A 12,063-nucleotide genomic window follows, 5' to 3' on the forward strand; every position below is an offset into this window, starting at 1 on the left:
TAGGCAGACAATGAATTATCAGCAATTATTTAGCGATCGCCTGGCTGTATTGGCGACAATGCACCAAAAAGAAAAAGTAATTGCTCCCCTATTAGAACAGGAGTTAGGCATGAAAATTATAGTCCCGCCGGATTTTAATACAGATATTTTTGGGACATTTACTAGGGAAATAAAACGCACTGGAACGCAAATAGAAGCAGCTAAATTAAAAGCTGAAAAAGCTTTAGAAATAACAGGAGAAAGTTTAGCGATCGCCAGTGAAGGTAGTTTTGCGCCTCATCCATTAGTACCCTACATCTACTCTAATAGAGAAATAGTAATTTTTTTAGATAAAGTTAACAACCTGGAAATTATTGGTGAAGAATTTTCTACAGATACAAACTTTAGCCATCAAGTTATAAAAAATTTAGATGAGGCATACATTTTTGCTCAAAAAGTAGGGTTTCCTGAACATGGTCTAGTTATCTGGTTTGAACATTCCCGAAAAAGAAGTAATGAGATAATCAAAGGTATTATCAAAGAGTCAGATTTAATAGAAGCTGTTGAGTTTGCCTTGCAAAACTCAACCGATGGAAAAATAAATATTGAGACAGATATGCGGGCAATGTACAACCCAACCCGCATGAACAATATCGCCAAAGCTACTCAGAATTTACTCAATAAAATTAGCAGTTGTTGCCCGCAATGTCATACCCCTGGATGGGAAATAACTGAAAAAATCCAGGGATTACCATGTGAGCTATGTCAGATGCCAACCACCTTAACGCTGAAAGTGATTTACCAATGTAAAAAATGTAGTTTTAGGCAAGAAAAGTTATTTCCTAATGGTATAGAGTTTGCCAATCCAGCCCAATGTATGTATTGTAATCCTTGATTTATAGCAAGAAACAGCAGACAGGTTTGAAAGCCTTGTTAATGAGCAAAATTCTATGATAAGTTATATCCTCATCTATCTGGCGACAGCTATACAATTTGGCTTGATATTACCTACTTAGTTTAGTCAACCTAGCAATTGTATCTGCTGACCATAAAAATACTAAGTGTATATACTAGACTTCGGCTTTTGGACTTCCAAGTGTAGCTGAAAAGTCTTGCTACTTAGGTCATAGACATTTTGAATTTGTGAAGTTTAAAAGTAAATCTTAGGAACGACTTGACACAAAATGCAACAGTAGTAAAATTTACATTAACTTAGCAAGCATTAAGGTAATATTTAGCTGAAGATTGTGTGCATCTTCTAGATTTGGCACAATTTCATCTCAAAGCTATCGGAAAACCAATTTCCGAGCTAGGATGAAGGCTTAGTAATGCCCTAGTTTACTATCGAGTTCAATTTTTGAAATTTTATGGACAAAAGTCCACAAGACGGCAGTATTATCCTCCCCTGAGCTTGGTGAGCTTGTCTCCCAGCGCGGGGGAGACAATAGGAGGTAAGTAGGATCATGCTCACACAGGATGTTCGCGATGCACTGGATGTAGCTGACTTAAATCGGCTGAAATGGGACTTAAATCGGCTACAACCCGTAGATGTAGGAGAGTATATTGCACAATTGCCAGAAAAGCAGAGAGCGATCGCTTTTCGTCTCCTCAACAAAGATCAAGCAATTGACGTATTTGAATATTTACCCACAGAAATTCAAGAAGAACTTATTAATTCCCTGCATGACGCGCAAGTAGTGCAACTTGTAGAAGAGATGAGTCCTGATGAACGGGCAGAATTATTCGATGAACTGCCGGCTGGGGTAATTAAGCGCTTATTGAAAGAACTCAGTCCAGAACAAAGACAAGCCACCGCCACCATTCTCGGCTATCCCGAAGGAACAGCCGGGCGGGTGATGACGACAGAATACGTCCGGTTACGCGAAGGCTTGACAGTAGGAGAAGCCCTCAGCAAAATTCGCCGTCAAGACGAAGACAAGGAAACGATTTACTACGCCTACGTTACCGACGACAACCGAAAACTAGTGCGGGTGGTATCTTTGCGGCAATTGTTATTCACCTTTCCCGAAGTGCTGATTCGTGATATAGCAAGCGATCGCGTAGTTAAAGTTAGAACCGATACACCCCAGGAAGAAGTCGCACAAGTCATGAAGCGCTATGACTTAATTGCTATCCCCGTAGTTGATAGGGAAGAGCGATTAGTCGGTATTATTACCATCGATGATGTAGTCGATATTTTAGAAGAAGAAGCCACAGAAGACATTCAAAAGTTAGCCGGTGTAAGCGGTGATGAAGCCGCCTTATCGCCTCCCCTACTCACCATCCGCAACCGCTTACCTTGGTTGTTGGGGATAATGGCATTGTATATTGGTGCAGCCAGTGCGATCGCCCCCTTTCAATCAGTCATTTCTGCCGTACCAGTCTTAGCCGTGATTATGCCAATATTCTCGAATACAGGCGGTACTGTTGGCATCCAAGCATTAACAGTTACCATTCGGGGTTTAGGTATAGGTGAAGTCACACCTAAAGACACGATGAAAATTCTGCGGAAAGAAATTCTTGCAGGTTTAGGGACGGCGGTAGTTTTAGCTATCACTATGTTTGGACTGTCCTTAATTTGGGCTAAACCCCAAGAAAGATGGGTAGCTGTGATTGCTGGGACAGTCATGGCAACTAATACAATGGTGGCTGTTACACTTGGTACTTTATTACCAATGGCATTAAAACGCCTCAAACTAGACCCCGCCCTAGTTAGCGGCCCCTTAGTCACCACAATGCTAGACACCATCGGCTTCTTAACCTTCCTCACCCTAATTTCCACAGCCTTGAATGTATTTCATTTAGCAGCTTGATGGGTATTGGGGACAATGGACAATTGACAATTGACAGTTGACAGTGAATAGTGAACAGTGAATAGTGAACAGTGGAAATAACCTGACAACTGTCAACTGACAACTGACAACTGACAACTGTCCACTGTCAACTGTCAACTGTCAACTGACCATTGATTTATGCCTACCTCGACTTGGACTCGTCATCACGTACTTTCTTTAGCTGACTTCACGGCGGCTGAATACGATATTGTTTTACAAACTGCTGCTAGTTTTCAAGAGGTATTATCGCGGCGGACGAAGAAAGTACCAGCTTTACAGGGACAGGTGGTGGCGAATCTATTTTTTGAACCATCTACCCGCACTCGTAGCAGTTTTGAACTTGCTGCTAAACGTTTAAGTGCGGATACACTAAACTTTGCTGCATCTACTTCTTCCATGACCAAGGGAGAAACAATTCTTGATACAGCAAAGACATATTTAGCGATGGGAACTGATATTATGGTGATCCGCCATAAGGAAGCAGGCGTACCAAATGCGATCGCTCAAGAAATGGATCGTTTAGGTGTACGTGTTAGCGTCCTCAATGCGGGTGATGGTCAACATGAACATCCATCTCAGGGATTGTTAGATTTATTTACCATTTGTAGTTTAATTGACCCAGCTAATCCCAGGTTGGAATTGTTAAAAGGGAAAAAAATTGCGATCGTTGGTGATATCCTCCATTCCCGTGTAGCCAGGTCGAATATTTGGAGTTTAATTGCTAGCGGCGCACAAGTACATCTAGCCGCACCACCAACTTTATTACCTAAATTCTTTGCCGAGTACATTTTTGAGGATGAACCAGTACCCCCTGGTCAACTATTTATTCATTGGGAATTAGAACCAGCTTTGCAAAATGCTGATTTTGTCATGACGCTGCGTCTGCAAAAAGAACGCATGACAGCCCATTTACTCCCCAGTTTACGCGAGTATCACCAATTATTTGGCATTACCCGCGCCAAACTCCAACGATGTCAGCCAAACGTCAAAGTTTTACACCCCGGCCCAGTTAACCGTGGCGTAGAAATTAGTTCCGACTTGATGGATGACCCAGAATTTAGTTTGATTCAGTCTCAAGTCACCAGTGGCGTAGCTGTACGCATGGCTTTATTGTACCTAATAGGTAGCGGTAAAACCTAATTAAGTGCTGAGTGCTGAGTACTGAGTAAAGAAGGATTATTTATTAATTACGAATTACTATCACTCTTGCGCTCCAGCTTGCTTTAAACTCTGAACTATACTCCTAAAGCCATTAAACTCGGCAATCATTAAAGCTGTGTAACCACCACGGTTTTTTAAATTTGTATCAGCCCCAGTTTCCAGCAAGATTTGCACTGCTTTGTTGTAACCACCAGAAGCAGCCCAAATTAAAGCTGTAGCGCCTACAGAGTCTTGGTAATTAGCATTAGCACCTTTCGCCAACAATAACTGAATTATCCCTGGATGATTACGTTCTGTAGCTTTGATTAAGGGGCTTTTACCATCGCCTGCGGGAATGTTAACATCAACACCGTAGTCTAATAATATCTTTACTGTTTCGGTATGACCTTGAGATACTGCTAAGGTTAAAGCTGTCTCACCTAGATTGTTTTCATTTAAACTTGCGCCAGAACCCAGTAATGTTGCGACTATCTGATGATGTCCCTGCAATGCTGCTACTAATAACGGTGTATCGCCCAAGTTGTTTTTAATTTGCGTATCTGCACCGTGGTTAAGTAACACTTGTACCACATCAACGTAGCCTTCCACCGTAGCCAAGTGTAGAGCTGTTTCACCATCTTGGTCTTGGTGATTTACTTTTGCACCTCTGTTTAGTAGAATTTCTGCGATCGCTCCATTTCCTGCTGCTACACCTGCTAACAATGCTGTCCCACCATCTTGATTTTCTTGGTTGACATCAGCCCCAACAGCTAGCAACACTTCCACCACATTCAAATGTCCCAAATCAGCTGCTAGCATCAACAGCGTATCCCCTACTTCATCTTGGGTATTAGCATCTGCACCGCTTTGTAGAATTAACTCCACTACAGCAGCTTGTCCTTGTTTGACAGCCAATTTTAAAGCATTGTCATCATCTTTATCAGTAATATTAACATCAGCACCAGCAGCTAATAAAACCCGTACCACTTCTACATAACCCTTCAAAGCTGCTGCCATTAAAGCTGTACTACCATCTTCATTGGTAATATTTACATCAGCGCCTCTAGAAATTAATAGCTGTACAATGTCAACTTGTTTAGCAATAGCAGCCAACATCAAAGCCGTCAAACCATAGCGCTTTCTCTTCAAATTCACATTTGCCCCAGCATCGAGGAGCGATCGCACAATTTCCGTATACCCGAGATTAGCAGCAAACATTAACGCCGTAGTGCCATCGCGATCGCACCCATCCACCCTAACACCAGCCGCCAGCAGCGCACCCAGACCTTTGATATCGCCACTTTTCGCAGCCTTTAGCAATAAAATCTCGTTGTGATCACTCATGTATAAATCCCAATAGGGAGTTAAATATCTAGTTCCAGAATTAAGTCTCAGATGCTTTAGGTACTTTGGCAAGATACTCGCCGATTTTCGTTACCTCACTAGCCGAAATATAGCGATCGCCACATAGGGCGCGGACATTTATGAATCATAAAATCCTTACAACGAAAAGCTTTCTTACCTATCACCTGTCACCTGTCACCTGTCCCCTGCTATATATGATTGCTAAGTGTTCGGCATATAAATACACCTTATCTTGTATATAATCACCATTACTTTGTATAATCTTGTATCTTGTCTATATTTACCATCAGTTTGTATAGATTTTTTGACAGCTTTTAAATAATATTTTTTTCTAACTTTGTGAGAAATTCCCTTAATAACTATTGAGCGCCAATCCTATGTCAAAATAAAGGTAATTTGTTACCTAGAGGTCAGCAAACACTCTACAAGCTAAGAGGAAATGTAATAAAATACACAACGAAGTGATAAAAATGTCACTTCTCCAGCCTCTAGCCTAAGCGCCTCTAACCCTTATTTTCCAGTTAGACAAAGGATAGACCTGAGCAATGGCAAACCCAAATAACCAAAATCAAGCAGACGCGATCCCTAGCACCGTTGAACAGAAAGCGCCCTCTGTCTCTGAAGAAAACGCCCCCAGCACTAGCGAAGCAGTAGCGACAAACATTCCTACCGCGAATACGCCAGATCCCGCAACGGCTAACCCAGAAACTAATCCTAACGCGGCCAAACCAGCAGAAAAACCTGCCCCAGCCGCAGCCAAAGCCGCAAAAAAAGAGAAAGCCCCAGCAGTGGAAGACAAGCCATTTGTAGAGTTCATGGAGCAAGATTATTTGCCAGCTTTGCAAAAAGCGATCGCCTCAGAAGGAGTGAAAGATTTACAGCTTTCCTTCGCCAAGCAAAAGCTACCCATCGCTGGTATAGCATCCTCTGAAGAATGCTGGCAAGTAATTGGCAGTTGGCAAAGCGGCCAGCGCCAGTTTAATGTCTATTTCCCCGATGAAGACATCCAGGGCAAAAAAGGCTTTTCCTGCAATGAAGGCAGAAGACCCAGCACTCTAGAATCATTCTTAATTGACGAGCGGAAAATTACCCTTGATATGTTGGTATCTCGTCTTGTCTATCGCTTGAATGGTCAAAAATGGCTAGGTAGGAATTAAGGGAGTGGGGAGATGGGGGAGCAGAGGAGCAGGGGAGCAGAGGAGCAGGGGAGCAGGGGAGCAGGGGAGCAGAGGAGCAGAGGAGCAGAGGAGCAGAGGAGAAAATAATTACTCCCCCTTTCCCTTTTCCCTTTTCCCTTCCCCCTTCCCCCTTCCCCCTTCCCCTTTCCCCTTTCCCCCTTCCCCTTTCCCCCTCCCAAATTGTTGCAACTCTTAACGTTTTCTCTACCAGTTTGCCTCTACACCTTGGTAGACTGAGATTTATACAAATTCAATATTGTCTGCTGTTACGTCTTGTGAGGGCATAACCTTTAGCTTTCACGGCGTGGTCAAGATAATAAAAACAAAAGAGCAGTTAGGACATGGTAGATTCCCTAAAAAAGCCAGGCTTTGAAGAAATACGGCCAGGAATTAAAGTCCCGGCCAAGGAAACTCTATTAACACCCCGGTTTTACACCACTGATTTTGATGAGATGGCACGGATGGACATCTCCGTCAACGAAGACGAGCTGAGAGCCATTCTCGAAGAGTTCCGTGCTGACTACAACCGTCATCACTTTGTGCGGGATGCCGAGTTTGCACAATCCTGGGATCACATTGACGGGGATACTCGCCGCTTGTTCGTGGAATTTTTAGAACGGTCTTGTACGGCAGAATTCTCCGGCTTTTTGCTTTACAAGGAACTCGGTCGCCGTTTGAAAGACAAAAGCCCCGTTTTGGCTGAATGCTTTAACCTGATGTCACGGGATGAAGCACGCCACGCTGGCTTCTTGAACAAAGCGATGTCAGATTTTAACCTGTCTCTTGACTTAGGATTTTTAACCAAGAGCCGCAATTACACATTCTTTAAGCCAAAATTTATTTTCTACGCGACCTATCTTTCAGAAAAGATAGGTTACTGGCGCTATATCACCATTTATCGCCATTTAGAAGCGCATCCTGAAGACAGAATTTATCCAATTTTCCGTTTCTTTGAAAACTGGTGTCAGGATGAAAACCGTCACGGTGATTTCTTTGATGCAATTATGAAATCCCAGCCGCAAATGTTGAACGACTGGAGGGCGAAACTATGGAGTCGCTTCTTCCTGTTGTCGGTATTTGCCACCATGTATCTCAACGATATTCAGCGTAAAGACTTCTACGCTTCTATCGGTTTAGATGCGCGGGAATATGACATCTATGTAATTAAGAAGACCAACGAAACCGCAGGTAGAGTCTTCCCTGTAATTCTGGATGTGGATAGTCCAGAATTTTACGAGCGTTTGGATATCTGTGTCCAGAATAACGAAAAGTTAGCGGCGATCGCCGAATCCAAAACACCAAAATTCCTGCAATTCTTCCAAAAATTACCAGTATTGGTTTCCACTGGTTGGCAGTTATTGCGCCTGTACTTAATGAAGCCAATTGATGCTGTTTCCGCTCAAGGTGCAGCGCGTTAAGTTCTCAAATTTAGACAATATTTAAGTGGTTCTGTTTTATACAGAGCCACTTTTTTATAGTAGGGGACAGGGGACAGGTTAAAGTAACATGAGTTCGATGAACCTCTCCCTCCCAACCTCCCTCTCCTACGAGGAGAGGGAGGAGAAACGAAAAACCTCACCCCCGACCCCTCTCCTCGAAGGAGAGGGGTCGGGGGTGAGGTCAAAACAAAGCTGGTCGAACTCACGTTAAAGTAAGGGTTTTAATGTCTGTACCAAAATTTGATTTTGCTCATCAGTACCGACAGTGATGCGTAGTTTATCTTCTAGTCCTGGTTGCTTGAAGTAGCGGATGAGAATTTTCTGTTCTTTGAGTTTTTGATAGAGGTATTCGGCGTTTCCTGCGGGGGGTTGGGTGAGTAAAAAATTGCCGTGGGAGTCCCATACACGGAAACCCAAATTTGTCAAGTCTGTTGCTAGCTGAGTCCTTGATGCTTTAACCTTGGCTACACAAGCATTTTTATAGGCTTGGTCATTGATGGCGGCTGTAGCAACTTTGCAGGCGATCGCATCAATGTTATAGCTATCTTTCACTTTCAACAATCCGTCCAATAACTGAGGATTGCCTATCCCAAACCCTAAACGCAACCCCGCCAAGGAATATCCCTTAGACAGCGTGCGAATCAAAATCACATTTTCATATTCCTGAACCAAATCTAAAGCACTTGCTTCAGCAAAATCTACATAAGCCTCATCAATAACTAACACCCCAGATAATTCACTAGCTAACTTGCGTAAATCATCATTGGGTACAACATGACCAGAAGGACTATTGGGTGATGCAATAAATGTCACACATCCATTAGCGGCAATCAATTCCGCCACAGGTAAAACATTGTCTTCTTTGTAGGGAATCTCTAAAATGTCCGCCGCCTGCATCTCGGTTAATGTACGATAAAGTACATAAGTAGGAATAGGATAGACCACCTTTCGTCCCGGTTCAGCACAAGCGCGAATGACTATGCTTAAGATTTCATCACTACCATTACCAACAATAATCCAATCATCAGGAACACCTAAAACTTTACTTGCGGCTTGTCTAAACTCACCGCCAAATGGTTCTGGATATCGCCGTAACCATTCGCTATCAATATCTTTGAGTGCTGCTAACGCCGCAGGCGAAGGGGGGTAAGGGTTCTCGTTACTGTTGAGTTTAATCACCTGTGTACCCCGTGGTGGCTGTTCACCAGGGACATAGCTAGCCATAGCCTCTACATTAGACCGAAAGTAATTATTCATCAGAAAAATGGGTAGAAACCCCGTCCTTCTTGGACGGCTTGACAAATCAATCGGCTATGCGCCAGGAATTATAAGACCAATTGATAATTCACTACAAATATCTGTAAAAAATAAAAGTTTTTAATATCACATTTCCTCAGACTTAAATACTATCCAGAGAGTGATGAACTCGTAAGCTGAAAGAGTTAAATTATTCAGATAGATTCTACTTCTACTTAAGGCTTGGTGACAAACCAAGTCTTTTCCCATATAAAAATTCGATTTCTAGAAACATCTCAGTCAGGGCATACGCAACTGGCACATAGGGTAGGGTGCGTCAGATGTGGAAAATCCTTCAATCTGTACGAAATTATTGGGGCTGACGCACCCTACAGTTAGTTTGATGATGACACTTGCGTAAGTCCTATCAGTATTTGTAGGGTGGGCATTGCCCACCGTAGATGATTATAGTTTAAACTTTTCGGTAATTCGCTTCATTGCTTCTTCTACATTCTCCCGACTGTTAAATGCAGAAATGCGGAAGTAGCCTTCACCCGCCGCACCAAAGCCAGAACCAGGGGTTCCCACTACGTTAACGGTTTGTAGTAGCTTGTCGAAGAAATCCCAACTGGAAAGTCCATTGGGGGTTTTTACCCAAACATAAGGCGCATTGACACCACCGTATACTGATAGTCCTGCGGCTGTGAGTTTCTCACGGATGATTTTGGCATTTTCCAAATAGAAGTTGACAAGCGCTTTGACTTGTGATTTTCCTGCTTCTGAATACACCGCTTCCGCTCCCCGTTGGACAATATAAGATACACCATTGAACTTAGTAGACTGGCGACGGTTCCACAATTTCCACAGTTCCACATCAGAACCATCGGCGGCTTTGGCTGTTAGGGTTTTGGGGACAACAGTTAAGGCGCAACGAGTCCCGGTGAAGCCAGCATTTTTGGAGAAGGAACGAAACTCGATCGCCACTTCTCTTGCCCCTTCAATTTCATAGATAGAATGGGGTAGAGTCGGGTCGGTGATGTATGATTCGTAGGCAGCATCAAAGAAAATAATTGAGTTATTCGCTTTAGCATAATCCACCCACGCCTTGAGATGTTCTTTAGTGGCGGTTGCACCTGTGGGGTTATTGGGAAAGCACAGATAAATTAAGTCTACCTTTTGGGAAGGAATTTCCGCAGTGAAGTTGTTCTGGGCGGTGACAGGTAAATAAACTAAACCTGCAAACTCGCCTTTGTCGTTAGCAGGGCCAGTATGTCCTGCCATAACATTGGTGTCTACATATACTGGATAAACAGGATCAGTGACAGCAATAGTATTGTTATTGCCAAAAATATCGAGAATGTTGCCTGTATCGCATTTAGAACCGTCGGAAATGAAGATTTCCGACGCATCTACCTCTGCACCCCGTGCTTGGAAATCTTGGCTAGCAATTTTCTCTCGCAACCAAGCATAACCTTGTTCTGGGCCGTAACCTTTAAAAGAAGCGCGATCGCCCATTTCTTCCACTGCCTTAATCATGGCAGTACGGCAAGCTTCCGGCAAGGGTTCTGTCACATCACCAATACCCAAGCGAATAATCTTAGCATCCGGGTTAGCTTCCGCAAAGGCATTTACCCGCCGCGCAATTTCGGGAAATAGGTAGCCTGCTTTCAGTTTGAGATAGTTATCGTTAATCGTTGCCATACTAAAGTTGAAAAAATCCCTAGATAAAACAGCTTACTGTGAATTAGTTATCAATGTTTTCCCTTTCTCAAAGCAATTTTTAACAGTGAACACCCCAACCCCCCCTGACTTTTCACGGGATATGGAAAACCCCACTTTCATTCCTCTCCCCTACAAGGAGAGAAGCTTTAATTGCTCCCCCAACCCTTGTAGGAAAGCAGGGTGGTTTCATACAGAAAAAGAAAAATTTATCAGTTCTGATTTCTGGTGTTGTAGCAGAGATTTTGCCCTCTCTCCAAACCTCTCACGCCAGGCAAGCTCAAGTCGGGAAACCCGCCCACGCAACTGGCTTCCCCACGGGGGGAGAGGCTTTGAAACAGACGAGTTTTTTCTCTGATTGTATGAAACCACCCTGCCCAACCCTTGTAGGGAAGGGGGCTGGGGGGTTAGGTCTAGCGTTAGCTTTTCCACATGACGTGAAAACTCTTTCTCCCCCTCCTTTTTCCCCTCCTCTTAGGGGCTAGGGGTGGGTTACTCCCTCATCTCCCCCCACTCCCTACTAGAAGTAAAATTAGTAAACATCAGACAATTCTTGTTAAGGCAGCGTTATTATGAGCATCCCACTTGTAGACCAGCCCACAGAAGAAAAATTAGTAACGCTCAAAGATGTTTCCTGGGAGCAATTCAAGGGTATTGAAGGACATCTTCAGGACAACCACAGCGTTAAACTAACTTATTTATCAGGAGTGTTGGAAATCATGTCCCCGGTAGGCGATAAACATGAGAAAGTGAAAAGAACTCTCGGATTGTTGCTAGAAACTTACATGAGAGAGTTAGGTATCCGCTTTTATGCCCGTGGTGGTTTCACCCTTGAGGAACCTGGTTATGCTTCTGGCACACCAGATGAATCTTACAGCATCGGCACAGAAAAAGAAATTCCTGATATCGTTCTAGAAATTATTGTCACCAGTGGGACTATTAATAGAAAAGAATTATACAAACCCAAAAAAGTGCCGGAAGTTTGGTTTTGGAAATCTAATTCATTAAAAATATTCAGTCTTAACGACAGTGGTGAGTATGAGGAAGTAAATCGCAGTAGGTTTTTTCCCAATTTAGACCCAGCTTTGTTATTAGATTATATTGCTATGCCTGACCAGTATGATGCAGTGGCTGAATTTCAACAGGTTATTCGCAATCAACATTGATAGCGCA

Annotated in this window: 9 protein-coding genes; 6 read left to right on the forward strand and 3 right to left on the reverse strand. The window is 43.2% G+C overall.

Annotation, left to right across the window (positions count from 1 at the left end; all coding sequences use genetic code 11):
* Positions 1 to 10: 10 nt before the first annotated feature.
* From H6G83_RS09760 to H6G83_RS09770, 3 genes are all read left to right on the forward strand, one after another.
* The gene (locus tag H6G83_RS09760; RefSeq protein WP_190470602.1) at positions 11 to 874 is read left to right on the forward strand and encodes a DUF6671 family protein; all 864 of its coding nucleotides are present in this window, start codon (positions 11 to 13) and stop codon (positions 872 to 874) included.
* Positions 875 to 1,442: 568 nt separating this feature from the next.
* Positions 1,443 to 2,792: a magnesium transporter gene (gene mgtE, locus H6G83_RS09765; RefSeq protein WP_190470605.1), complete on the forward strand. Its 1,350-nt coding sequence runs from the start codon at positions 1,443 to 1,445 to the stop codon at positions 2,790 to 2,792.
* A 159-nt stretch (positions 2,793 to 2,951) separates the two neighbouring features.
* Positions 2,952 to 3,953 carry an aspartate carbamoyltransferase catalytic subunit gene (locus tag H6G83_RS09770; protein WP_190470608.1) on the forward strand — a complete coding sequence of 334 codons (1,002 nt, stop codon included), beginning with the start codon at positions 2,952 to 2,954 and terminating at the stop codon, positions 3,951 to 3,953.
* A 60-nt stretch (positions 3,954 to 4,013) separates the two neighbouring features.
* Here the strand turns inward: H6G83_RS09770 and H6G83_RS09775 are convergent, their stop codons facing one another.
* Positions 4,014 to 5,297: an ankyrin repeat domain-containing protein gene (locus H6G83_RS09775; protein WP_190470613.1), complete on the reverse strand. Its 1,284-nt coding sequence runs from the start codon at positions 5,295 to 5,297 to the stop codon at positions 4,014 to 4,016.
* A gap of 566 nt (positions 5,298 to 5,863) precedes the next feature.
* Here H6G83_RS09775 and H6G83_RS09780 point away from each other — a divergent pair.
* Positions 5,864 to 6,475 carry a DUF2996 domain-containing protein gene (locus tag H6G83_RS09780; protein WP_190470617.1) on the forward strand — a complete coding sequence of 204 codons (612 nt, stop codon included), beginning with the start codon at positions 5,864 to 5,866 and terminating at the stop codon, positions 6,473 to 6,475.
* A gap of 362 nt (positions 6,476 to 6,837) precedes the next feature.
* The gene (gene acsF, locus H6G83_RS09785; protein WP_190470620.1) at positions 6,838 to 7,914 is read left to right on the forward strand and encodes a magnesium-protoporphyrin IX monomethyl ester (oxidative) cyclase; all 1,077 of its coding nucleotides are present in this window, start codon (positions 6,838 to 6,840) and stop codon (positions 7,912 to 7,914) included.
* A 228-nt stretch (positions 7,915 to 8,142) separates the two neighbouring features.
* Here the strand turns inward: acsF and hisC are convergent, their stop codons facing one another.
* A complete protein-coding gene (gene hisC / locus H6G83_RS09790; RefSeq protein WP_190470623.1) occupies positions 8,143 to 9,192 on the reverse strand; it encodes a histidinol-phosphate transaminase in 1,050 nt (349 codons plus the stop codon).
* Positions 9,193 to 9,636: 444 nt separating this feature from the next.
* Positions 9,637 to 10,872, reverse strand: a complete 1,236-nt coding sequence (locus H6G83_RS09795; RefSeq protein ID WP_190470626.1) for an LL-diaminopimelate aminotransferase — start codon at positions 10,870 to 10,872, stop codon at positions 9,637 to 9,639.
* A 590-nt stretch (positions 10,873 to 11,462) separates the two neighbouring features.
* On the opposite strand from H6G83_RS09795, the gene H6G83_RS09800 reads away from it, so the two are divergent.
* Complete coding sequence (locus tag H6G83_RS09800; protein WP_190470630.1) at positions 11,463 to 12,056, forward strand: Uma2 family endonuclease; 594 nt, start codon at positions 11,463 to 11,465, stop codon at positions 12,054 to 12,056.
* Positions 12,057 to 12,063 lie beyond the last annotated feature (7 nt).

Source organism: Anabaena azotica FACHB-119 (genome assembly GCF_014697625.1).
Lineage (GTDB): Bacteria > Cyanobacteriota > Cyanobacteriia > Cyanobacteriales > Nostocaceae > Trichormus > Trichormus azoticus_A.

Coding starts and splice junctions, on each gene's coding strand:
- H6G83_RS09760 (WP_190470602.1), top strand. CDS start 11: ATGAATTATCAGCAATTATTTAGCGATCGCCTGGCTGTATTGGCGACA.
- mgtE (WP_190470605.1), top strand. CDS start 1,443: ATGCTCACACAGGATGTTCGCGATGCACTGGATGTAGCTGACTTAAAT.
- H6G83_RS09770 (WP_190470608.1), top strand. CDS start 2,952: ATGCCTACCTCGACTTGGACTCGTCATCACGTACTTTCTTTAGCTGAC.
- H6G83_RS09775 (WP_190470613.1), bottom strand. CDS start 5,297: ATGAGTGATCACAACGAGATTTTATTGCTAAAGGCTGCGAAAAGTGGC.
- H6G83_RS09780 (WP_190470617.1), top strand. CDS start 5,864: ATGGCAAACCCAAATAACCAAAATCAAGCAGACGCGATCCCTAGCACC.
- acsF (WP_190470620.1), top strand. CDS start 6,838: ATGGTAGATTCCCTAAAAAAGCCAGGCTTTGAAGAAATACGGCCAGGA.
- hisC (WP_190470623.1), bottom strand. CDS start 9,192: ATGAATAATTACTTTCGGTCTAATGTAGAGGCTATGGCTAGCTATGTC.
- H6G83_RS09795 (WP_190470626.1), bottom strand. CDS start 10,872: ATGGCAACGATTAACGATAACTATCTCAAACTGAAAGCAGGCTACCTA.
- H6G83_RS09800 (WP_190470630.1), top strand. CDS start 11,463: ATGAGCATCCCACTTGTAGACCAGCCCACAGAAGAAAAATTAGTAACG.